The 23,881-nt window shown below is 29.3% G+C and carries 18 protein-coding genes, 6 tRNA genes and 3 pseudogenes; 10 read left to right on the top strand and 17 right to left on the bottom strand.

Annotated features, from left to right (window positions below):
* Nucleotides 1-13: 13 nt before the first annotated feature.
* From hisG (JJC03_RS19270) to JJC03_RS13435, 6 genes are all read right to left on the bottom strand, one after another.
* Nucleotides 14-274, bottom strand: coding sequence for an ATP phosphoribosyltransferase (gene hisG, locus JJC03_RS19270; RefSeq protein WP_374226234.1), 261 nt, complete (start codon nucleotides 272-274; stop codon nucleotides 14-16).
* The gene (gene hisG, locus JJC03_RS19265) at nucleotides 258-788 is read right to left on the bottom strand and encodes an ATP phosphoribosyltransferase (RefSeq protein WP_374226233.1); all 531 of its coding nucleotides are present in this window, start codon (nucleotides 786-788) and stop codon (nucleotides 258-260) included. Before hisG (JJC03_RS19265) ends, hisG (JJC03_RS19270) begins: the two co-directional genes overlap by 17 nt.
* A gap of 303 nt (nucleotides 789-1,091) precedes the next feature.
* Entirely contained in the window at nucleotides 1,092-1,604 is a 513-nt protein-coding gene (locus tag JJC03_RS13450; RefSeq protein ID WP_235819409.1) for a hypothetical protein, read from the bottom strand.
* A 96-nt stretch (nucleotides 1,605-1,700) separates the two neighbouring features.
* Nucleotides 1,701-2,030: a LytR/AlgR family response regulator transcription factor gene (locus JJC03_RS13445; protein WP_088400669.1), complete on the bottom strand. Its 330-nt coding sequence runs from the start codon at nucleotides 2,028-2,030 to the stop codon at nucleotides 1,701-1,703.
* A gap of 1,010 nt (nucleotides 2,031-3,040) precedes the next feature.
* Nucleotides 3,041-3,352, bottom strand: coding sequence for an acyltransferase family protein (locus tag JJC03_RS13440; RefSeq protein WP_235873473.1), 312 nt, complete (start codon nucleotides 3,350-3,352; stop codon nucleotides 3,041-3,043).
* A 453-nt stretch (nucleotides 3,353-3,805) separates the two neighbouring features.
* A complete protein-coding gene (locus JJC03_RS13435) occupies nucleotides 3,806-3,994 on the bottom strand; it encodes a hypothetical protein (RefSeq protein WP_258931903.1) in 189 nt (62 codons plus the stop codon).
* A 72-nt stretch (nucleotides 3,995-4,066) separates the two neighbouring features.
* Here JJC03_RS13435 and JJC03_RS13430 point away from each other — a divergent pair, with 72 nt between their 5' ends.
* Nucleotides 4,067-4,630: a GNAT family N-acetyltransferase gene (locus tag JJC03_RS13430; RefSeq protein ID WP_088400102.1), complete on the top strand. Its 564-nt coding sequence runs from the start codon at nucleotides 4,067-4,069 to the stop codon at nucleotides 4,628-4,630.
* A 51-nt stretch (nucleotides 4,631-4,681) separates the two neighbouring features.
* Here the strand turns inward: JJC03_RS13430 and JJC03_RS13425 are convergent, their stop codons facing one another.
* The 3 genes from JJC03_RS13425 to glyA all read right to left on the bottom strand — a co-directional run bounded on the left by JJC03_RS13425 (nucleotide 4,682) and on the right by glyA (nucleotide 8,410).
* Nucleotides 4,682-5,941 carry a dicarboxylate/amino acid:cation symporter gene (locus tag JJC03_RS13425; protein WP_088400100.1) on the bottom strand — a complete coding sequence of 420 codons (1,260 nt, stop codon included), beginning with the start codon at nucleotides 5,939-5,941 and terminating at the stop codon, nucleotides 4,682-4,684.
* Nucleotides 5,941-7,008, bottom strand: coding sequence for a chorismate synthase (gene aroC, locus JJC03_RS13420; RefSeq protein ID WP_088400098.1), 1,068 nt, complete (start codon nucleotides 7,006-7,008; stop codon nucleotides 5,941-5,943). The genes JJC03_RS13425 and aroC overlap by 1 nt, the downstream gene beginning before the upstream one ends.
* A 127-nt stretch (nucleotides 7,009-7,135) precedes the next feature.
* The gene (gene glyA, locus JJC03_RS13415; RefSeq protein ID WP_088400096.1) at nucleotides 7,136-8,410 is read right to left on the bottom strand and encodes a serine hydroxymethyltransferase; all 1,275 of its coding nucleotides are present in this window, start codon (nucleotides 8,408-8,410) and stop codon (nucleotides 7,136-7,138) included.
* Nucleotides 8,411-8,524: 114 nt separating this feature from the next.
* On the opposite strand from glyA, the pseudogene fahA reads away from it, so the two are divergent.
* Both fahA and JJC03_RS13405 read left to right on the top strand, forming a co-directional pair.
* Nucleotides 8,525-9,806: pseudogene (gene fahA, locus JJC03_RS13410) on the top strand (fumarylacetoacetase).
* A 78-nt stretch (nucleotides 9,807-9,884) separates the two neighbouring features.
* Entirely contained in the window at nucleotides 9,885-11,075 is a 1,191-nt protein-coding gene (locus JJC03_RS13405; RefSeq protein WP_088445348.1) for a hypothetical protein, read from the top strand.
* Between the two features lie 129 nt (nucleotides 11,076-11,204).
* Here JJC03_RS13405 and pheT read toward each other — a convergent pair.
* Nucleotides 11,205-13,624: pseudogene (gene pheT / locus JJC03_RS13400) on the bottom strand (phenylalanine--tRNA ligase subunit beta).
* Between the two features lie 820 nt (nucleotides 13,625-14,444).
* Between pheT and JJC03_RS13395 the strand changes: the two are divergent.
* Nucleotides 14,445-15,068, top strand: a complete 624-nt coding sequence (locus JJC03_RS13395; RefSeq protein WP_235873472.1) for an outer membrane beta-barrel protein — start codon at nucleotides 14,445-14,447, stop codon at nucleotides 15,066-15,068.
* Between the two features lie 334 nt (nucleotides 15,069-15,402).
* On the opposite strand, the gene ytxJ is transcribed toward JJC03_RS13395, so the two are convergent.
* The 6 genes and pseudogenes from ytxJ to JJC03_RS13365 all read right to left on the bottom strand — a co-directional run bounded on the left by ytxJ (nucleotide 15,403) and on the right by JJC03_RS13365 (nucleotide 21,200).
* On the bottom strand, nucleotides 15,403-15,762 hold the full coding sequence (gene ytxJ, locus JJC03_RS13390) for a bacillithiol system redox-active protein YtxJ (protein WP_088400086.1): 360 nt from the start codon (nucleotides 15,760-15,762) through the stop codon (nucleotides 15,403-15,405).
* A 159-nt stretch (nucleotides 15,763-15,921) separates the two neighbouring features.
* Nucleotides 15,922-16,422: a peptide-methionine (S)-S-oxide reductase MsrA gene (gene msrA / locus JJC03_RS13385; protein WP_235873471.1), complete on the bottom strand. Its 501-nt coding sequence runs from the start codon at nucleotides 16,420-16,422 to the stop codon at nucleotides 15,922-15,924.
* 715 nt (nucleotides 16,423-17,137) lie between these two features.
* Entirely contained in the window at nucleotides 17,138-17,293 is a 156-nt protein-coding gene (locus JJC03_RS13380; RefSeq protein WP_174647546.1) for a hypothetical protein, read from the bottom strand.
* 193 nt (nucleotides 17,294-17,486) lie between these two features.
* Complete coding sequence (mnmE, locus tag JJC03_RS13375) at nucleotides 17,487-18,917, bottom strand: tRNA uridine-5-carboxymethylaminomethyl(34) synthesis GTPase MnmE (protein ID WP_088445474.1); 1,431 nt, start codon at nucleotides 18,915-18,917, stop codon at nucleotides 17,487-17,489.
* A 260-nt stretch (nucleotides 18,918-19,177) separates the two neighbouring features.
* Nucleotides 19,178-19,935: pseudogene (locus JJC03_RS13370) on the bottom strand (C40 family peptidase).
* Between the two features lie 89 nt (nucleotides 19,936-20,024).
* On the bottom strand, nucleotides 20,025-21,200 hold the full coding sequence (locus JJC03_RS13365; RefSeq protein WP_103715598.1) for an acetyl-CoA C-acyltransferase: 1,176 nt from the start codon (nucleotides 21,198-21,200) through the stop codon (nucleotides 20,025-20,027).
* Nucleotides 21,201-21,567: 367 nt separating this feature from the next.
* On the opposite strand from JJC03_RS13365, the gene JJC03_RS13360 reads away from it, so the two are divergent.
* From JJC03_RS13360 to JJC03_RS13335, 6 genes are all read left to right on the top strand, one after another.
* Nucleotides 21,568-21,651, top strand: a tRNA-Ser gene (locus JJC03_RS13360).
* Between the two features lie 16 nt (nucleotides 21,652-21,667).
* Nucleotides 21,668-21,742: transfer RNA gene (locus tag JJC03_RS13355), tRNA-Pro, on the top strand.
* A 29-nt stretch (nucleotides 21,743-21,771) separates the two neighbouring features.
* Nucleotides 21,772-21,845: transfer RNA gene (locus tag JJC03_RS13350), tRNA-Arg, on the top strand.
* Between the two features lie 52 nt (nucleotides 21,846-21,897).
* Nucleotides 21,898-21,981 (top strand) — tRNA-Ser (locus tag JJC03_RS13345).
* Between the two features lie 16 nt (nucleotides 21,982-21,997).
* A tRNA-Pro gene (locus JJC03_RS13340) sits at nucleotides 21,998-22,072 on the top strand.
* Nucleotides 22,073-22,101: 29 nt separating this feature from the next.
* A tRNA-Arg gene (locus tag JJC03_RS13335) sits at nucleotides 22,102-22,175 on the top strand.
* Between the two features lie 518 nt (nucleotides 22,176-22,693).
* On the opposite strand, the gene JJC03_RS13330 is transcribed toward JJC03_RS13335, so the two are convergent.
* Nucleotides 22,694-23,842 carry an IS4 family transposase gene (locus JJC03_RS13330; RefSeq protein ID WP_235873470.1) on the bottom strand — a complete coding sequence of 383 codons (1,149 nt, stop codon included), beginning with the start codon at nucleotides 23,840-23,842 and terminating at the stop codon, nucleotides 22,694-22,696.
* Between the last annotated feature and the right edge of the window lie 39 nt (nucleotides 23,843-23,881).

The raw sequence follows: 23,881 nt of genomic DNA, 5'->3' as shown, positions 1-23,881 counted from the left end.
ATTTCTTATTGTTTTATAGTATCATTTTTTCTATTGGAATGACTAATATTCCTTCTGCTCCGAGTTCTTTAAGCTTATCAATAACATCCCAAAATTGCTCTTCTTTTACCACGGAATGTAAGCTACTCCATCCTTCTTCTGCTAATGGTAATATTGTAGGTGATTTCATTCCTGGTAAAACATTACAAATTTGGCTGATAACTTTATTAGGTGCATTTAATAAAATATATTTATTTTCAGCACCGTTTTTAACAGCTTTAATTCTGAATAACAATTTTTCTAAAATGGCTTTTTTTTGTTCTGATAAAATGGGATTTGCTATGAGTACTGCTTGACTTTTTAAATACTACTTCTACTTCTTTTAGACCGTTCATTAATAAAGTACTTCCCGTACTTACAATATCAAATATTGCTTCCGCTAGACCAATACTGGTGGCAATTTCTACGCTACCTCCTATCTCTTCGATTGTTACATTTATATTTTTTTCTTTAAAGAAATTTGTAAGAATTTTCGAATAACTGGTAGCAATTTTTTTGTTCTCAAAATAATGTAAACCTGTATAGTTTTCATCTTTGGGAATAGCAAGTGAAAGTCTACAGGATGCAAAACCTAGTGTTTCTATTTGTTTTACTTTTTTATCTTTTTCCCATACTTCATTCTGCCCAAGAATACCTATATCAGCTACTCCTTGCTCTACATATTGCGGGATATCATCGTCTCGCAGAAATAAAATTTCTAGTGGAAAATTTTTTGCTTCTGATTTTAGTTTACGATTTCCATTAGCCACTTTAATACCACATTCTTCTAGTAGTTTTAGTGATTTTTCGCTTAAACGTCCACTTTTTGAACTGCAATTTTTAATTTACTCATTTTAAAATATTTATATCTGAGCAAACCAAATAATGGAAATAAAAAAATCCCGTCTGATTTACTCAGACGGGATTAGGTATATTATTTGATGTTACAGCACACCACTATCACCTCGCCTGAGCGATTAAGTGATGATGATGATGTAACATATTAAAATTCATTGATTTTTATTATTTAACGCACAAATTTAGATATAAATTTAAAAGTACAAAATTTATTTTTAATTTCTATCAAACATTTTAGGGATTATATTAGTATCTGTTTCTCCACAGAACGTCCAAGAAATAATATACCAACGATTATTTTCAAAAATTAGTTGAATACTATTTATTCCTCTTCTTACTATTTTTCCTTTTTCTTCTAATTTTGTCTCATATGTGCTCCAAACATGAGCAATATTTCCAAAAATTCGAACTTCCCTATTGATCTCATTTTCATAAAATGAGGTTTCAAAAATCATTTGATCGGTTTCATTATGAAACTCTTGAAGTGATACTGTTTGCTGTCTATTTTGTTCTTTATCAAAATATGAATATACTGCTTTTGGATGATGTAAATAAGTATCTCTTTCCCATTGCCTTTTTACTCCCTTTTTCCCTGAAACTACTTCGTAACTGGCTTTAATTAAAGCATCAATTGTTTGTACATCTTTATCATAGCTTGAATTTTGAGCATTTAAATTGTTTAATGTCATAATTACCATTGACGTTAAGTAAAATAATATTTGTTTCATTTTATTTTTTTATACAAAACAACCAAGATCGTTTTAATTATAAAAATAAATTATCTGATCTGATCTAATTATTATTTAAAAGGTTGTTTTTCTTATTTAAAGTAATAATTTATCAATACAATTTATTAAACAATCTTTATAGCTTTTTGCTATTGCAATTTTATGTTCTTCAATAATTAAATGGCTATCTTGAATATAGCTCACATTTTTTAAATTTATAATATAGGAATTATGGACTCTCATAAATTCATCTGGTAATTTATCTATAAGATCTTTTAAAGTTTTATAATAAGTGTACTTTTTATTATTTTTTACAAATATTTCAACGTAATTTCCTAAACCTTTTATAAATAAAATATTTTCAAAATCTAATTTTATTAATTTTTTATCTGTTTTTATAAAAGTATAATTTTGTTTATCTCTCATTTTATAATATATTAAAATTATATCTTATATCTGTAAAAAACAATTCCAGAACCTTAGTAACTAATTGATTTACAAACCTAAAAAACTCCTATTAATATTTCACTAAGAAGAATATAAATATTTCGTATTCTTTTCTTAGTATAATCAAGATATAGAGTTTTTTTAAACCAAATTAGGTGTTATACTTTATAATGAAGATGAAAAGAGCAAAAAAGATAAAAATACACAGATTTTTTATCCGAAAATGTAGTTTTACTATATTGGAAACAAAAAAATAGGTACTTCTTAGATTCAAACTCATTGTTTTATTGGTAATAATTTTCTAACGCTTAATTTGTATTTAAAAATATATTTTACTACTAAATTTATTGTTTTTCAAGTTTATTTTCTATCTATCACACAGGCTAAAAATAGCCTTTAATTACCCAAATATCCATGTCGAAACTTTAGGAATTATTTTATAAAAACATTAACTCATATCGAACAAATGGTAAATACTATAATTGCCGTTACAGGAATTTTTAATGATACTGGAATTTGTAATAAATCTGCTAACCAATAACCAAATCCAACAATAAAATAGTGTATAAAATAAATCCTTAATCCGCATTTTGTTATATTTTTAAATAGTTTTATAAGGAAGGAGTATTAATACTACTAGAAAAACTGCAATGATCATTAATACATCAGATGAACAATACAAAGAGTATAAAAAGAATAATTTAACTTGATCCTCTGTACAGTTTGAATTAGCTATTTATCATTTTAAATCCAATATAGGTGATTCTATATCCAATAAAAAATAAAGGAATAGCAATAATTAAGGTCTTAGTGCAATTGTATTTTTTAAAATCTTTTGCTAAAAAAATTCCCTAATAAAAAATAGTCATTAGATCCAGCAAAATAATAAAATGTTCCAAAGCTATTGCAAGTAGATATTACAAATAACTCATGAGAAAAAGTATAAGCATATGGTAAAAAGAATATAATGCTGCATATAATTAAAAATATTATCTTCTGATTTTGATTTGCTTTTTCACCCGATGCTGAAAAAAAAGCATATAGAGATACCACATTGGCACGGTATAAGCATTAAATTTAAAAGGAATAAGTATTATATTTTTAATTGCATCATGAAATATCTGTGAGGCATTAAGAAAGCCATAAGTAAATACATCTGAAATGATCGTTGAGGGTAATCCTAAAAAGTCCTTTTTATAAAAATCACTAATTGATATTTTTATAGGTAATAGTCGTAAACCTCTAATCATGACGAATAAAGGAACGTAAGGATGAAAAAAAGATCCATAAATTGTACCCAAAAAGTTAAATTCAGGATTTGAGCATGCTTCAGGAAAAAGATTAAATGGATCTCAACAATGAATACATCTTACCATAAAAATAGCAATAGCATTACTTTTATTATAACTTTTTTTTAAACGGTATATCGTATATTAAGCAATAAAGTAAATTATTATATCATGTAGTTGTGTTATTAAAATTGAAAATGTTACAGAACTAGATTTTATAAAACAACTTATTGGGTCATTCTTCTAATTGAATTCAATAAATAAGCTATCAAAATGAAACCAATCTTTTTATATTATTTTCAATAGACATTTCAAAAAAAACTTCTGTTAATCAAAAAGTTAACAGAAGTTACAAACATCATTTATTATTATGTCATACAATTCTATAAATACGATGTATTGGAATAGTAACTCCTTTTTTTAATATTATTTCTTGGTCTGTCACTCCCCAAACTGTCGTGTCTACTACTTTTTTGAGATAGCATCTTCAAAATAAATTTTAATTTTAGAGTGCTCTAAATTCCCCAGTACCTGAGCTCTTTCTAACTCTACTTTAAGTTGTTCTCTATCTTTAACTTCTTCAAGTACTTGTTGATTTGGAAAATGTAGGCTTTCTATCAATTCTTTTTCGATTAATTCAAATTTTGTTTCCATATATTTACACTTATTTTTCTGAATCAGAGATATTATAAATTTAATCATTTTTTATAACAAATTACTTTTTTTATGAATTCATTTACATTTATACCGTTTCAAAATTTAGAATCTGAGCGATTAATACTCAGAAAAATGAACCATAATGATGTAGAAGAGGTATTTGCATTACGCAGTAACCCTAAAAATATGGAGTATATACCCCGTCCATTATTAAAAGATAAGGAGGATGCCATACGACTTATTGATACTATAAATACTAAAATTGACCAAAACGAAGGAATTAATTGGGCAATTACAGAAAAACCAAATGATAAATTAATTGGATTCTTAGGATATTACCGCATACAAAAAGAAAATTATCGTTCAGAAATAGGTTATATGATATTACCAGAATATGCTGGTAGAGGAATTATTACTGAAGCTAGTAAATTAGTATTAGAATATGGTTTTAATCAAATGGGGTTACATTCTGTAGAGGCTGTTATAGATCCTAAAAATGGAGCTTCTGCGCGGGTCTTAGAAAAATTAGGATTCTCAAAAGAAGGGCATTTACGAGAAAATGAGTATTTTGAAGGTAAATTTTGGGATTCAGTAATTTATTCTATTCTAAAATCAGAATTTAAATATAAATAGCTTGAGATACAGAATATCTCAAGCTATTTATAAATTTTATATTGTTTTATTTTATTCTTTTTCCCAATTCCCAACAACAGAAGTAGCTAAAGCATTTCCTAAAACATTAGTTGCACTTCTAAACATATCGCAGAAGTGATCTATTGGTAATATCAAAGCGATGCCTTCAACTGGAATATCAAACATTCCACAAGTAGCTGCAACAACTACTAAACTTGCTCTTGGAACACCTGCTATACCTTTACTAGTAAGCATCAAAACTAACAACATAGTTAATTGAGTTCCTAAATCTAATGACACCCCGTAAGCTTGTGCAATAAAAATACTAGCAAAAGTCATATACATCATACTACCATCTAGATTAAAGGAATAACCTAAAGGAAGCATAAATGATACTATTTTATCTTTAATTCCAAATTTTTCTAATTCTTCCGTTAATTTAGGAAAGACAGCCTCGCTACTAGTAGTACCAAAAGCAATTACTAAAGGAGAAATGATATGATTTAAAAGTATTCTTAATCTACTTCTTAAAAATAAATAACCTATAATTAGTAATACAATCCATAAAGAAGTAATTCCTACTATAAAGGAACCAAAATATTTAGCATATGTTAATAACAACTCTCCTAAATCACGAATAGCAAATACTCCTGCTATTGCTCCAAAAACACCTAGAGGAGCAAATTTCATCACGTAATTCACCATTTTTAAGATAATATGAGATGTTTTATCTAATGCGTTTATAACAGACTTTGTATGATTTCCTAAAGACGCGGCTGCTAAACCAAAGAAGATTGAAAAAATTACAATTTGTAAAATTTCATTTGCTGCCATTGCTTCTACAACACTTTTAGGTATTATGTGTTCAACAAAGTTTTGAGCAGAAAAGTTTTGCGTTTTTTCTGTTACCTCAGCTGCTGTAGTTACATCTACCCCGCTTAGGTTTAGTCCTGCTCCTGGTTTTAAGATATTTACCCAAAACATTCCTATTAACAAGGATATAAAGGAAGCTGTAAAGAACCATCCTAAAGCCTTTCCTCCTATTCGTCCAACTGCTTTTATATCACCTAATTTAGCAATACCTACGACTAAAGTGGTAAAAACTAAAGGAGAAATAATCATCTGAACTAAACGAATAAAAACGGTTGCTAACATCTTTATATATCCACTAAAATCTCTAGCAGTAGTATCATCACAATTATTATGTATAAAGATTCCTAATGCAGCTCCTAAAATCATTGCTAATAGGATTTGCACAGTCAGATTTGAAAAAGTAGATTTCTTAGAAACCTCATTTTTAGTTATTTCCATTATTTAAATTGATAAATTTTATTTAATAAATAATAATCTGCCATTACTAAAGCAGCCATAGCTTCAACAATGGGTACTGCTCTAGGAACAACACAAGGATCATGTCTGCCTTTTCCTTGTTGTTCTATAAGCTCTCCATTTACTGTTAAAACTTCTTGTTTTTGAATTAAAGTAGCTACAGGCTTAAAAGCAACTCTAAAATAGATATCCATTCCATTACTAATTCCTCCCTGTATTCCTCCTGATAAATTAGTCTGGGTGGTTCCATCTGGATTAAAATGATCATTATGTTCACTTCCTTTCATTTTAGCACCACAAAAACCACTTCCGTATTCAAAACCATGAACTGCATTTATAGATAACATGGCCTTACCTAATTCTGCATGTAACTTATCAAAAACAGGTTCTCCTAAACCAATTGGTACATTTTGAATAACACAAGTTATTGTACCTCCTATTGTATCACCTTGTTTTTTAATTTCTTTAATATGAGTTTCCATTAGTGCAGCTATTTCAGGATCAGGGCATCTAACTGGATTTGATTCTATTTTAGAAAAATCTAACTCTTGGTATGGTTTATTTACAAAAATTTCTCCTACAGAAGATACGAAAGCATTAATTTTTATTTGAGGAATAACTTGTTTTGCTACAGCTCCTGCTAGTACTCTAGAGGCAGTTTCTCTTGCAGAACTACGTCCTCCTCCTCTATAATCACGAAACCCATATTTTTGATCATATACATAATCAGCATGACTAGGTCTGTAAGTGTCTTTTATGTGACTATAATCATCTGATTTTTGATTTGTATTAGGAATTATAAAACCTATAGAGGTTCCTGTAGTTTTCCCTTCAAAAATTCCTGACAAAAATTGAACTTCATCTTCTTCTTTACGTTGTGTAACAATAGAAGATTGGCCTGGTTTTCGTCTTTGCATTTCTTGATGAATAAGAGACATATTTAATTCGATACCTGATGGGCATCCATCAATTATTCCTCCTAAAGCCATGCCATGCGATTCTCCAAAAGTGGTTATTTTAAATATATTTCCAAAAGAATTTCCTGCCATTAGATCATTAGTATTAACAAATATTAAAAGAATAGTTTTTAAAGATGTTTATTTATTTTTTTAAAAAACATTCAAAAAATTAAGGCTGTCTATGTAAAACAGCCTTAATAAATATTTGTATTGTAAATTAAAAGACAAACATAGCGCGTTCGCTCATCATTTCATTTACTTCATTAGCTACTTGCTCAACAACTTCTTCATTTGTATGATTCATTAATACTCGATCTATAAAATCTACGATTTTATCCATATCTGTTTCTACTAGACCACGAGTAGTAATGGCTGGTGTACCAACTCGAATACCTGAAGTTATAAAAGGTGATTTATCGTCAAAAGGAACCATATTTTTATTTACGGTGATTTCAGCTTTTACTAATACATTTTCAGCTTCTTTACCTGTAATCCCTTTATTACGTAAATCTATTAACATCATGTGATTATCAGTTCCACCTGATATAATGTTATAGCCTCTTTTTACAAATGCTTCTGCCATTGCTTTCGCATTCTTTTGAACTTGCATTGCATAAGTAAAGAATTCATCTGATAAACATTCTCCAAAAGCAACTGCTTTAGCAGCGATAATGTGCATTAGAGGACCTCCTTGATTTCCAGGAAAAACAGCCATATCTAATAAATTAGACATCATTTTTACTTCTCCTTTAGGTGTTGTGTACCCCCAAGGATTTGGAAAATCCTGTCCCATCATAATCATTCCACCACGAGGACCACGTAATGTTTTATGAGTAGTGGTTGTTACAATATGACAATGAGGAATTGGGTCATTCATTAACCCTTTTGCTATTAAACCAGCAGGATGAGAAATGTCTGCCATTAAAATAGCACCTACTGAATCTGCAATTTCACGAAAACGTTTGAAATCCATATCACGAGAATAAGCTGAAGCTCCCGCAATAATTAGTTTAGGTTGTTCTTTAGTTGCTACTTCTTGAATTTTATCATAATCTAGCATTCCTGTTTCTTGATCTACACCATAAAAAACAGGATTGTACAATTTTCCTGAAAAATTCACAGGAGACCCATGCGTTAAATGTCCACCGTGTGATAAATCAAAACCTAAGATTTTATCACCTGGTTGTAAACAAGCTGCAAAAACAGCAGTATTAGCTTGGGATCCTGAATGAGGTTGTACATTTACATACGCTGCTCCAAACAAAGCTTTTGCTCTATCAATAGCAATTTGTTCTACCACATCTACTACTTCACAACCTCCATAATACCTTTTACCTGGGTAACCTTCTGCATATTTATTAGTTAAACAAGAACCTGCTGCTTCCATTACTTGGTCGCTTACAAAATTCTCAGAAGCAATTAATTCAATACCGTGAATTTGTCTGTCTTGTTCATCAAGAATTAAATCGAATATTTGTTCGTCGCGTAACATTTTTGAATCTTTTTTTATAAATGGTTGTCAAAAATACAAAAAGTGTTTGGTATAATCCCAATAGAAACTATATTTGAAGTGTAAAAATTAATTATAATCACAAAAAAATATAATATGCCTATTACAGCTAACAATCCTGAAAGGAAATCATGGCTAGATGTATCATCTACTAGTGATTTTCCTATCCAAAATATTCCATTTGGTGTTTTTTTAACAAAAGACGACATAGTAACAGTTGGTACTCGTATTGGAGACTATGCCATCGATTTAGGTGCATTACATCAATTAGGTTATTTTGAAGGAATTGATTTAACAGACGATGTTTTTCTTCAAGATGCTTTAAATGAATTTATTTCTTGTGGAAAAAAACATGGCGATTAGTTCGCAATCGTATTGCTGATATTTTTGATTCCGAAAATGCTGATTTAAGAGATAACACAAAACATCGTGAAGTAGTCATTTTTAATATTGAAGACGTAGAAATGCAACTTCCCGTATTTGTAGGCGATTATACTGACTTTTTTCAAGTAAAGAACATGCAACAAACACGGGCAAAATGTTCCGTGACCCTGCTAATGCTTTATTACCAAACTGGTTGCATATCCCTGTAGGATACCACGGAAGAAGTTCTACTATTGTTCCTTCTGGAATTCCTGTTCATAGACCTATGGGACAAACAATGCCTGCTGAAGCAACAACTCCTGTGTTTGGACCGTCACGTTTAGTAGATTTTGAATTAGAAACAGCTTTTATTACTACAGATGCTAATTTGATGGGAGAAAACATCCCTGTAGCAGAAGCTGAAGACTATATCTTCGGAATGGTATTATTAAATGATTGGAGTGCTCGTGACATACAAAAATGGGAATATGTTCCATTAGGTCCTTTCTTAGCTAAAAATTTTGCTAGCTCCATTTCTCCTTGGATTGTTACCCTAGATGCGTTAGAACCATTCCGTTGCGCATCTCCTATTCAAGAACCAACTCCTCTACCATACTTACAACAATCAGGAGATAATGCTTTTGATATAAACTTACAAGTAGGAATTACTCCTGAAAACGCTGAAGAAACAATCATTAGCAATACTAATTTTAAGTATATGTATTGGACTATGAGTCAACAATTAGCACACCATACTATTAATGGCTGTCGTATAAATTCTGGAGACATGATGGGATCTGGTACTATATCAGGACCTACAGAAGATTCTCTTGGTTCTATGTTAGAATTAACATGGGGAGGAAAAAATCCTATTACTCTTAAAGATGGCTCAGAAAGAAAATTTATTAATGATGGTGATACTGTAATCATGAGAGGCTATTGTCAAAATGATAAAATAAGAATTGGTTTTGGAGAAGTTTCTAGTAAATTATTACCTCCTAATCCTACTAAATAATTTTTTTTAATACTCCGAGAAACTCGGAGTATTTTTTGGTCTGAATTTTGCTTAATCTAAATTTTAAAATGAAATTGTATGAAAAAAATTACATCCCTAATAGTACTTATCGGATTTTTGTTTAGCTGTAGTGATATTAAGCAAACACAATCTATGTTGAGTGATGGCAATTATGATGGAGCAATTGGTAAAGCAGTTGAAAATTTAAAAACCAATAAAAACTCAAAAGGAAAACAAAATTATATTTATTTACTAGAAGAAGCTTTTGCCAAAGCTAAACAAAGAGATTTAGAGTCTATTTCTACTTGGGAAAAAGAAAGCAATCCTAATAATTTAGAGAAAATATACAACACTTACATTCAGTTACAAAATCGTCAACAAAAAATTCAACCTCTATTACCTTTAACTTTTATAAGAGAAGGAAGAAATGCGCAATTTCCTTTTGACGACTATTCAAACGCATTAATTACCACTAAAAGTAAACTTTCTAATTTCTTATATGAAAATGCACTAAAACTAATGAAAACAAAAGATAAAATGAGTTTTCGTCGTGCTTTTGATGATTTAGAATATTTAAACAGTATAAATCCTGAATTTAAAGATTGTATAAAATTAATGGAAGAATGTCATTCTAAAGGAACTGATTATGTACATGTATATACTAAGAACGAAACTAATATGGTAATTCCTTATCGTTTACAAAATGATCTATTAGATTTTAGTACTTTCGGACTAAATAATAAATGGACTGTTTTTCATAACAACAAACAAAAGGAAATTAATTATGATTTTGCAATGCTTGTTAGCTTTAGGTCTATTAATATTACTCCTGAAAATGTTTATGAAAAAGTTTTTTCAAAAGAGAAATTAATTACAGATGGCACAAAAAAACCACAATTAAACTCAAATGGTCAACCAATAAAAGATGAAAAAGGAAATTATATTATGGTAGATAATATGATTACTGTTAGAAGTACTATTTATGAGTTTAGACAAAATAAATCATGTAGTATTATGGCTAAAATTGATTATTTAAATCTAAATACTAATCAGTTAATAAATACATTTCCTCTTACAAGTAATTTTGTATTTGAAAATATCTATGCCCATTATAATGGTGACCCAAGAGCCTGCGATAATAATTATACTTCTTATTTTAATCGTAGAGCAGTTAGTTTCCCTAGTAATGAACAAATGATTTATAATTCAGGAGAAGATTTAAAAAACAAGTTAAAGCAAATTATTACGAACAATAGGTTTAGAAAATAAATTTTTTAGGTTGTTAAAATAATTGTTTTGTGCCAAATAAAATTAAATACTTTCAACAACCTTTGATGATAAATAAAAGGCTCGGATTTTTAAAAATCCGAGCCTTTTATTTATCTATTATAATTGAATTTATCTTAGAGTAGCTCCTAATTCATTCTCAAAATTTTGAGTTAGTTTACTCATTACTTTATCTATTTGTGAGTCAGTAAGGGTTTTTCCACTATCTTGTAATAAGAAACTTATTGCATATGATTTTTTCCCTTCTGGTAAATTTTTACCTTGATAAACATCAAATAAATCCACTGCTTTTAATAAGTTTTTTTCTGTTTTCTTTGCTAAGTCAAGAATTTTTGCAAATTCAACATTCTCATCTACTAACAAGGCAAGATCTCTTCTTACTTCTGGATATTTTGAAATTTCAACAAATTTTACATTCGTTGATAAATGTTTTAATATAGCATTCCAGTTGAAATCAGCAAAAAAGACCTCTTGTTTAATATCAAAATGTTTTAGTATTGATTTTTTTACTGTACCAAATTCTACTAAACAGGATGTTCCTAATTCATATACCATTCCTTCGCTTAAAACATCACTTTTGATTGGCATTGTAACAACATTTTTTATACCTAATCTTTCAAAGATATTTAAAATATAACCTTTAAATAAAAAGAAATCACTTGGTTTTTGAACATTTGTCCAAGATTCTTTTGAACGATTTCCACTCATTGTTAGGGTTAAGTGCATCTTCTCTTCATGTCCTGCTAATTGTTTATGATAGGTCTTACCGAATTCAAATAAACGTAAATCTGCATTTTTACGATTTATATTAAAAGATACGGCTTCCAATGCTGAGAACAACATTGATTGACGCATAGCTGATAAATCATTACTTAAAGGATTAAGCATCAAAACATTATTTTTTTCATGCAAACTATCAGTTAAACTCACATAATTTGGAGTCGTTAATGAATTGGCCATCATTTCATTAAAACCATTTCCTACTAATAAATTAGCAATAATATTTTGTACTTTATAATCTTCAGTTTTAGATGAGTGTGCAGTTGTAGCATTTAATTTTTGAGAAAATTCTATATTATTATAACCATACACTCTTAAAATTTCTTCAATTACATCTATTTCACGAGTTACATCTACACGATAAGCAGGAACTGTTAATCCTAATCCTACCTTAGATATGCTATTTACTTTTATATCTAATGAAACTAAAATATTTTTAATTTCTTCATCAGGAATTTCTTGCCCAATAATTTTCTTAACTTTTTCTAAATTTAGCAAAACAGGAAAATCTTCGGTTTTTTTAGGATAAACTTCCATAATGTCTGAAGTCATTTCTCCACCTGCTATTTGACATATAAGAATTGCAGCACGTTTTAAAGCGTATTCTGTAATAGTTGGATCAATTCCTCTTTCAAAACGAAAAGAAGCATCTGAATTGATTCCATGTCGTTTAGCTGTTTTACGAATAGAAACAGGATTAAAATAAGCACTTTCTAAAAACACTGTAGTAGTTCTTTCTGATACGCTTGAATTTTTACCTCCCATTACTCCAGCAATACATAAAGGCCCTTTTTCATCACAAATCATGATATCCTCTTTATGCAAAGTTCTTTCAACATCATCTAGTGTAATAAACGTATCTCCTTCTGTAGCATTCTTCACGATTACTTTTCCGTGTATTTTAGAAGCATCAAAAGCATGTAAAGGTTGCCCTAATTCATGTAAAACATAATTAGTTATATCTACGATATTATTTTTAGGGGTAAGTCCTATTGCTTTTAATCTATGTTGTAACCATGCAGGCGAAGGACCTACTTTAACATCTGAAATTGTAACACCACAATACCTAGGTACTAATGTTGTATTTTCAACATTTACATCTATTTTCAAAGTTCTTTTTCAACTTTGTAGGAACTTACAGATGGAGTAATTAGTTCAGTACTTATATCTTTTTGAAGCATTCCTGCACGTAGATCTCTAGCTACTCCCCAATGGCTCATAGCATCCGCACGATTAGGAGTAAGACCTATTTCAAACACTTCATCTATTTCTACATTAAAAACCGTTGAAGCTAATGTTCCTGCCTGTATATTTTCATCTAGCACTATAATTCCTTCATGACTATCTCCTACTCCAATCTCATCTTCAGCACAGATCATTCCATGACTTTCTTCTCCTCTAATTTTACCCTTTTTAATTTCAAAAGAATTGCCTTCTTTATCATATAATTGAGTACCTATAGTAGCTACTATTACTTTTTGCCCTGCTGCAACATTACTAGCTCCACAAACTATTTGAACTGGTTCTCCATTTCCTAAATCTACCGTAGTAATTTTAAGTTTATCTGCATTTGGGTGCTTTTCACAAGTCAATACATGACCTACTACTAAACCTTCTAATCCTCCCTTGATTGAAAAAAATTTTTCAACTCCTTCTACTTCAAGACCTAAATCAGTCAATAATTCAGCTGTCTTTTCCGAACTCCAATCTGTTTTAATAAATTGTTTTAACCAGTTGTATGAAATTTTCATTTTGAATATTTATCAAATTTTTAAAGCTTCGCAAAGATAAAAAATTACTTAGGAGTTTGAAGATAAATTTTATATAGTCTTAAGCTTATATTAAATAATTTAGTCTTTTTAAATCCTTGTTTATAACCTAAATTAGTTTATATAAAAATATTTAAGTCTTATTCCTTATAATCAAAACTTATCAACCTTATCAAAAACCTATACATTAGATTGATTTATATATACTTACAATAAAAACTCACTTAAAAAATCTTTTTTAAAAATAAAAACACTTGGTTTTAAATACTTAACAATAGCTTTTATATAAAGTTCTTGAGTTTAATTTCATACAGAATCTTCCGTCCTAATCATTTTTATGATATATAATTCTGGAGCATTTTATTATTTTGATAAAATTTAATCTGTAATAAATAATTATTTAATTCTATTTCTAAGGTCTATAATACCTATTATTATTATTATTAATACTACTTAATAAAACCAAAACATGACAACTGACAATTATTAAAACTGACAATTATTAAAACTGACACTATTACCTGACATTTATTCACAAAAATTATTTTTTAAAACATTATTAACACATTATTTAAATATAAATATAAAAAAATATATTTTGAAATATAATTAACAACATAGAGATATAAATAAAACAACTTTTATATTATAACATTATTTTTTACATAAAAATATTTTTGTTATACAAAAATGAAAAACAAAAAAATATCACATTATTAAAACAATCGATTAATTAAATATTTTAAGTATTTGGAATAAAAATTGAGATAAGTGCTTTATTAATTTTTAAAACATAGTTTTTATGAAAAATTTTTTAATTGCAACCGCAATATTAATTACATCAAGTGCATTTGCTCAAAAAGGAAGCTTTTATGTAGGAGGTCAAGTGGGTTATTCGAGCACTAAAACAAAAGTAGAAAGCACAACTCTATCTGAAGGTACTACATGGAACTTTTCACCTGAAGTGGGTACTTTTTTAACAAATAATATTCAATTAGGTGTTGGGTTTACAACTCAAGGTACAAAAAGAGATATTCAAAATAGAGAAAAAGAAGAAAAAGAAAATCAATACGGAGGAACTATTTACAGTCGTTATTTCTTTGGCGAAGGAAGTAATGCTTTTAGACCTTTTGTTGGTGTTAATGTTGGACTATTACCAGGAAATTCAACTGTTATAATAAAAAATAATTCTGCTAGTATTGAAACTAAAAACAATACTTTCGAACTTAATACTAATTTAAATGCTGGTTTTGGATATGCTTTATCTCCTAAAATCACAGTAGTAGGTTCTTTAGGCCTTTTAGGATTTACATCTCACACATCAAAAGATTCTAAAACAAATGTAAAAGCAGAAACAAATACTTTTAATTTTGACCTTAACTCTTTAGGAAATAGATTTAATGTAGGTCTTTATTATACTTTATAGAATACTTTATTTATCCTATAAAGTATAATAAAAACATTTAGTTAGAGACTGTCTAAAAGTTAGCAAATTCTTATATCATTAAAAAGAGATTCTATACTTAAAATATAAGTAAATGAATTAAATCAGATACGTTCATTATCAGATTTCTTTTTGATTACAAAACAAACTTAACTCTGCTTTTATTCTTTTAGGCAGTCTCTTTTTATTTTATTCTAAGAGGTATCTTAATTTGAACCCAGCAAAATACTGATGATTCTAATCATTATATGTCTTTAAAAGAAAATATTGTAACCTTTTTAATTGATATAAAATCTTAAATAGCTATTATCGTATCCTAGGATTTTACAAAATCAGTAATTTTATCTGCTATTTTATTTGCTTCAATTGTATGATGAGAATCTCTATAAATTACTTTACCATTTATTAGAACTATAATTTGTGGCGATTGATGGATAACATCTAAAGTTTGAGCAATAAAATTTGAAACAGATCTATAAGCATGTAAATCTAAATAGTTAAAATCTGATAGTTCTTCAATTAGATTAAATCCGTTTATTAATCGCTCTTTTGCAAATGCACTAATACCACAGCTTACGCTATCTTTAAAAATAACTTGTGGTTTATTATTTGATTTTTCAATAATTTCAAGAACATCATTTTCTGTCTTTATAATATTCCATTTTTCTGTTTCCATACGTTTAAATATTAATTAGTTTTATATATAATAATACCTTTTTTTGTCATTTTGAAAATTAATATTAAAGCAACTCATTCATTCTTATTCATCACATTATTAGTTATTTATTATATAATTTCAATATTTTTCGTCACTTTTAATCTATTTTTGTGATTTTTATAATGAATGAAGAAAAGTATCAAATCTTTCAAAATGACATGTATAACCATTAGGATTTTTTACTAAATAATCTTGATGGTATTCTTCTGCAAGCCAAGCTTTAGTAAAAGGTTCTAAAGTTGTAGCAACTTTTGCTTCCCATTTATTCGATTTTTCTACTAAATTTATCATGTCTTGTGCTTGTATCTTTTCTTCTTCATCTTGATAAAAAATAGCAGAGCGATAACTACTTCCTATATCATTTCCTTGTCTATCAATCGTAGTAGGGTTATGAATTCTAAAAAAATAATCTAATATTTCTTTAAAATTAGTAATCGAGGTATCATAAGTTAATTCGATTCCTTCTGCATGACCAGGGTGATTTCTATAAGTAGGATTGTCATTTTCTCCTCCTAAATAAACAACTTCTGTGTCAATAATACCAGGTCTTTTTCTAAATAAATCTTCCATCCCCCAGAAACATCCACCTGCCACATACGCTTTTTTAATGTTTGCCATATCTACTCCTTTTTTATACAAATTTAGAACTTGATTTCTAAAATCTCTTTAGGAAAATTCCATTTACTTTTGTGAATATTTCCTTTTTACAACTTTACTTTCTTAGTCATAAGTAATTTTTTTAATTGATATTAATTCTAAATAGAATTTATTTCATTCAATAAAGATTTAAACATGAAATCTTATTCTAACCACTTTTCTAATGTATTTATTAGAAAAAAGCAAGCAATTTAATAATAATCATAAAAAACTGTGTAAAACTGAGGTTAAAACGTAAAAATTCTAATATTAATTTCTTTAAAGTCATAAAGAATCATAACTTTATTCTTTGCTATTGATATAAAAGTAAAATATGCTGATAAAATTATTTCATTCTATTATTTAAAAAATATTTTAGATTAAAATTAATAATCTTTCTAATATTTAAAAGTGCTTATCTATACGTTTTCAAAGCAAAATAAAGTAAACTAAAACAAGAAGTTTAGTTATAATCGTTAGTATTTTATCTCCAGATATAGTTAAAATATTATTTTCAACTCCCCACCTCATTTTAAGTCTCTACTTGCAGTGACTCTACTAATTTCCTTGAAGTGTAACAAATACTCTTTTCTGTTAAATAAATTTGATTTAATGATTTCTTGAAAGAGGTTAATCCTTTCAATAGCTGTTAAGTTATTATTTTGCATTTTAAGAAGGCTTAATAATACTTGTAGAATTATTTAATAAACAACGTAAAATATCCTATTTCATCAGATATTTTTATAAATTGGTCATATAGCTTAATAGCATTTTGCACTTCTAAAATACCCTTTTGAGGTGCTAAGACTCTTTTTTTTTCTAGTAAAACAGTTTTTTGTTTTTCTGTGAGCATATTCCCCTCTACTTCTAAAGAAGATTGAATCGTTTTAATACGGTTTCTTTTCCTTAACTCTTTAGCAGGTTTGTATAAATGGATAGCATTAATTACTGCAATTCGTTCTGATATTGAAGTAATTAATTTTAAAATTTTCTATGTAGTTTGATGCAGCATTTTATATATGATAGTATCAAGGTAATACATGTTATTACTTCCCGATACAAAAATTCGCAAAAATATTTCCTAACAATTCATCATTAGTTACTTCACCCGTAATCTCACCAAAATAATATAATGCCTGTCGGATATCAATAGCCATGAGATCAGAAGACAGATTTTGTTGCATACCCCATTGTACTTTTTGAATTTCTTCTAGTGCTTTAAGTAAAGAATCGTAATGTCTTGTATTTGTTATTATTGTTTCGTTATTTCGTAAAGCACCAGTATTCACAAATGACAAAAGAGTATTTTTTAATTCTTCGATACCTTCTTTGTTTTTAGCCGAAATGAATAAGGTTGTTAGTTGTTGGTTGTTGGTTGTTGGTTGTTGGTTGTTGGTTGCTAGTTCTACTTGAAATTGAGTAATCATTTCTTGAGCGATAATGTCTTTTTTATTGATAATGATTACCAAAGGTTTTAAAGGATATTTATTTTTTATTTTTTCAATTTCGATTTTTATAGGGGATGAACCATCAACTATTAACTTAGAACCATCCACTAATAATAAAACCACCTGAGCTTGTTCGATCTTTTCAAAGGTTTTTTGGATACCTATGCTTTCTACAACATCTTGTGTTTCGCGTATACCTGCAGTGTCTATGAATCGGAAACCTATACCGTTAATCACTAATTCGTCTTCTATAGTATCACGTGTGGTACCTGCAATGTCGCTAACTATGGCACGCTCTTCGTTGAGTAAGGCATTTAAGAGGGTAGATTTACCCACATTAGGTTCGCCTACAATAGCTACAGGTATTCCGTTTTTAATTACATTACCTACAGCAAACGAATCGATTAATCGTTTTAAAACAAATTCTATACGGTTTAGTAAATCTATGAATTGACTTCTATCGGCAAATTCAACATCTTCTTCTGCAAAGTCGAGTTCTAATTCAATTAAAGAGGCAAAGTTGAGTAATTCTTCTCTTAATTTGGCTAATTCGTTGCTAAATCCGCCGCGCATTTGTTGCATGGCAATTTGGTGTGAAGCTTCATTATCGGATGCAATCAAGTCAGCAACCGCTTCTGCTTGTGACAAGTCCATTTTTCCATTTAAGAATGAACGCAAGGTGAACTCGCCCGCTTGTGCGATACGACATCCTTTACGTAAAAAAAGTTGGATAATTTGTTGCTGTATAAATGTAGAACCATGGCATGAAATTTCTATAGTATTTTCGCCTGTATAGGAATGAGGTCCCTTGAAAATAGAAACCAAAACTTGATCAAGTATCTTTTCACCATCTACAATATGACCTAAATGTAGAGTATGTGATTTTTGCTTTGTTAAATCTTTATTTTTAATTGATTTAAAAGACTGATTAGCAATATTTATAGCTTCTTTTCCTGAAATTCTAATTAAAGCAACTGCACCAGCTCCCGAAGGTGTAGCTAAAGCAACAATAGTATCGTTTGGGATCATATTTAATCGAATGTAAACCGTATGCAAAGATAATTTTATTTAATAAAAAATAACCTGTAATAAAATATCTTTTAAAGAATTAAAAAATCACAGATTAGTATAATATATTAAATATAAATTGAACGGAAAAACATTGTATCTTGTATTAAACACAATCTATTGCTCTACTTTTTTAGAATAGACACACTAAGAGTAAGGAAATAAAAACATCTTAAAAAAGGAAAAGGATATAATCTCTTTTTACACAGCTAAAACATAGGCTACACTATTTTTTTTATTACGCGAAGTTTATGAGTATGCTTATTTAATTCTGCATTATATATTCCTAAATGATCTAATCGATCTATTCTAACTTTACCACTAGCATGTATAATATAATTATTTTCCATTATAATTCCTACATGAATAATATTTCCTTCTTCATTATCAAAAAAGCCAAATCACCAGGTTCACTTTCTTCTATAAAACTAAGAGGATCTCCTTGTGTTGCTTGCTGTGAAGCATCTCTAAGAAGTTTATAGCCATTTAACTTATAAACCATTTGGGTAAAACCAGAGCAATCAATTCCAAAAGGGGTTTTCCCCCATAAGTAAGGACTATTTAAATACATGAAAGCTGTATTTATAATTTCAGCTTTTGATTTTTGTCCACTAACTTTTAATCCTTCAAACTGGTAATTTTCTACATTTATATCAGATATAGATAAAAAACTTAAAGCGGCTCCTAATGGTATCGGTATTAATGTATTATCTGGTGATGTAATATATTCCATTAAATCTCCATTTAAAAACAAGTCAGCGTTTTTTAAACACTCATATTGTTGAGCTGTAATAAATTGAAATTGTTTGTTATCTACCCACCCTTCATAATGATCAAAAGCTAATCTAATTTTAGACCATTTAGAATTCTGATCAATTATTTGAAAATGTTCACCAAACAAAACTTGCGAAACTAGTTCACTACGATCATTAGGTTCAAAACGTAAAGGAATATTAGCTAAATTACAAATGCCAAACATTTTATCTATCATGATATTTTAATTATGAGTTATGAACTAGTTTATTTTATACATAAAGACTTAAGTCCATAACTCATAAGATTTTATTATTAGATTTTCTCTATTACAATAGCAGAAGCACCACCACCGCCATTACAAATAGCTGCTGCTCCTATTTTTGCATTATTTTGCTCTAATACATTTAATAAAGTAACAATAATTCTAGCTCCAGAACATCCTAGAGGATGTCCTAATGAAACAGCTCCACCATTTACATTAACCTTTTCATTATCTAAACCTAATATTTTAGCATTTGCTAAACCTACAACGGAAAAAGCTTCATTAAATTCAAAAAAGTCCACTTGATCTAAAGTGATACCTGCTTTATTTAGAGCTAATGGTAATGCTTTAGCTGGAGCAGTAGTAAACCATTTTGGTTCTTGTGCTGCATCGGCATATCCTTTAATATAAGCCAATGGTTTTAAACCTAATTCATTTGCTTTTTCTTCACTCATTAAAACTAAAGCAGCAGCTCCATCATTAATAGTCGAAGCATTTGCAGCGGTAACTGTACCTTCTTTTGTAAAAACGGGATTTAAAGCTGGAATTTTATCTAATTTAACATTCGCATATTCTTCGTCTTTTGAAACTACTATAGGATCTCCTTTTCTTTGAGGAATTGTAACTGGAACAATTTCGTTATCAAATTTTCCCGCATCCCAAGCAGCTGCTGATCTCTTATATGATTGGATTGCAAAATTATCTTGTTCTTCACGAGTAATATTATGTTCTGTTGCGCATAAATCTGCACATACTCCCATAGCATTATTATCATAAGCATCTGTTAGTCCATCTTTTTGCATTCCATCTATAAATGTAGTAGAACCAAACTTTACACCATTGCGCATATGTACGTAATGTGGAATTAAGGACATATTTTCCATACCTCCTGCCACAATAATATCTGCATCTCCACACATAATAGCCTGAGCTCCCATCATTACAGCTTTCATACCTGATGCACATACTTTATTTACAGTAGTACAAGCAACATCATTAGTAAGACCTGCAAATAATGCGGCCTGCCTAGCTGGAGCTTGTCCAACACCTGCTTGTACTACATTTCCCATATAAACCTCATTAACTAAGGCTGGATCTAAATTTATCTTATTTAAAGCACCTTTAATAGCAACAGCACCTAATTGTGGAGCTGTAACAGAAGATAAAGCTCCCATAAAACTTCCTATTGGTGTACGGGCAGCTGATACTATAACTACTTTTTTCATTACAAATGATTTTCTAAATTAGTTTGTGCGAAATTAGTAATTTAAAATAGAAAAAATAAACTCTTTAATGAATATTCACATTAAATAACAAGTTAAAACTTTTATTTTACATTTCATTATAGTCTAATTTTTATTTAAAAACTACGATACGTATATAATTATTCAACACAAACAGTATGATCTACATATTTTACATTAAACTCTTTTGCTTTTCAAAAACCTAAACATTTAACCACTAAGCTGTTACAAGAACAATAAAAATAGACTTTATTTTTTTTTAAAAAAAACGAATAAATACTTGTAAAAACATAATCTTATTATATCTTTGCAACCGCAAAACGAATTAAAGTTCTTGTAAAGAATGTTTGGAGAGGTGCCGGAGTGGTAACGGAGCAGATTGCTAATCTGTCATCGGGTAACCGATGCCAGGGTTCGAGTCCCTGTCTCTCCGCTTTTGTTTAGCTTTTCGGGGTGTAGCGTAGCCCGGTCATCGCGCCTGGTTTGGGACCAGGAGGTCGCAGGTTCGAATCCTGCCACCCCGACATAGAAAAGTTTAGATTTTTATCTAAAAGGTCCAATAGCTCAGCTGGATAGAGCAACTGCCTTCTAAGCAGTAGGTCTCAGGTTCGAATCCTGATTGGATCACAAATTAATGACTTACATAATCATACGTTCATTAAAATATTAAATTAATTAAGGAGAGGTGCCGGAGTGGTAACGGAGCAGATTGCTAATCTGTCATCGGGTAACCGATGCCAGGGTTCGAGTCCCTGTCTCTCCGCTTTTATTTAGCTTTTCGGGGTGTAGCGTAGCCCGGTCATCGCGCCTGGTTTGGGACCAGGAGGTCGCAGGTTCGAATCCTGCCACCCCGACATAGAAAAGTTTAGATTTTTATCTAAAAGGTCCAATAGCTCAGCTGGATAGAGCAACTGCCTTCTAAGCAGTAGGTCTCAGGTTCGAATCCTGATTGGATCACAAATATGAATACTTAAAATTACCAAAAAACTCACAAGACACTGTAAATACTAGGTCTGTGAGTTTTTTTTATGTCTAATTTTTAAAATACATATGGCAGTTTTAAGTACAAACGAAAGGGTTTTTGACACAATTCTGGACACAAATAAAATCTATGTGTCAATGAGAACAAAATTTTGACCTAGAAACTAGAAAAATAGAAAAGAAAAAACTCTAAATTTTCCAATATACACAATTTTATATAAGAGTAATCATACTAAGAACTATTCTTCCTATTACTAATTCCTTAATTCATAATCACAAAGAGAAGTAAGCTTACTTCTCATAAAAAAAAACAAAACACGCCCTGTCATTGCGAAGAATGAAGCAAAAGCGTGTTTCTTTTTATAACTTTTTATTTTTACAGTATCACCCGCATTACAAATGCTCTGTTTTTCTTTTTCCTGTATGTAGGTACTCGTTATAAACGAGCACCAGTGGGGGACTTCGCGGGGCTGGGGGCATAAGTGTTCGAAACCCTATTTTGGTTTGAAAATATCCTCAACTTGATTTGGGTTTCCACCGCATTTTTCCACAATATCTTTGATGATTAATACTTCTAACTCGTTAGCAAATTTTAGTTTTGGTATTTTGTACCCTTTTAGATTGTTTAGTTTTTTATAAACTGTCAAAAGGATCGCCATTATCAAAATCATATACATAACAACCTTTATTCCGTTTAGATTCCTAGAAATCAAATGACTAAAGTTTAAGTTTTGTTTTATAAATTTAAAAAACACTTCAATCTCCCATCGCTTTTTGTAAATATCGACAATCTCTTTAGAAGTCAGGTCATTACTATTACTTAAAAAATAGAATATTTCATTACTTTCCTTTTCTCTTGCAATGATTAACCTTAAAAATGAAGTTGTTTTTTTATTTCGTTTATCAAACAATATGACCTTCAAATCTCTTTCAATATATAATCTTTCTGTTTCGTTTTGAACTATTTTAAATTCCTCAACTATATCAAATCGAGTATAATTATTAAGACGAGTAACAAAAATAAAATTCTGGTTATTAAAACTTTCAAATGCACTTCTTGCCTGAAGTCCGCGGTCAAAGACCAATATATTTTCTGGACTTAGGGGACATTCATTTATCAAATCTTTTAAAGCAAAATCTTCAGAAACGAAAGCTTGTTCTGTAAATATCTTTGAGTGTATAGGAACATTCGAAAAAGCCATACTAAATTTCACAAATCTTTTATCTCCTTGTTTGTTAATCTGCATTCCTTCTTCAAATAATTTAGAAGAAATACTGACTAAAGTAGAGTCGAAAGCAATGATGTTGTGCTTTTTATTAAGATATTTATTTTGAAATTGTTTCAAGCAACTTTTGAAAATTGCTTCGAAATAACACGGATTTATAGTAACTAATCGGTCTCTTATCGAATTGTATTTTACTCCGTCAAAACTATTGTTTGCAATACTTTTAAATGCTAATGAATGATAAAATTCCTCCATAACCCTCAGGCTATTATTTTTTACATTTAGCATTGAAAAAAGTAAAAGTTGAAACATCGTTTGCCCATTGAGCTTTTTAACTTGGTAATCAACCTTGTACTTTAATGATAATCTTTCTAATTCCTCTTTTGGAATATAATTTAACACTTCCGAAACTTGCATAGTTTCTTGTAAAATTATAAAATTTAAGGTTTCGAACAC

Source organism: Flavobacterium oreochromis (assembly GCF_019565455.1).
Classification (GTDB): domain Bacteria; phylum Bacteroidota; class Bacteroidia; order Flavobacteriales; family Flavobacteriaceae; genus Flavobacterium; species Flavobacterium oreochromis.
The sequence above is the reverse complement of the archived record's forward strand: the minus strand, read 5'-3'. Positions and strand labels throughout refer to the sequence as shown.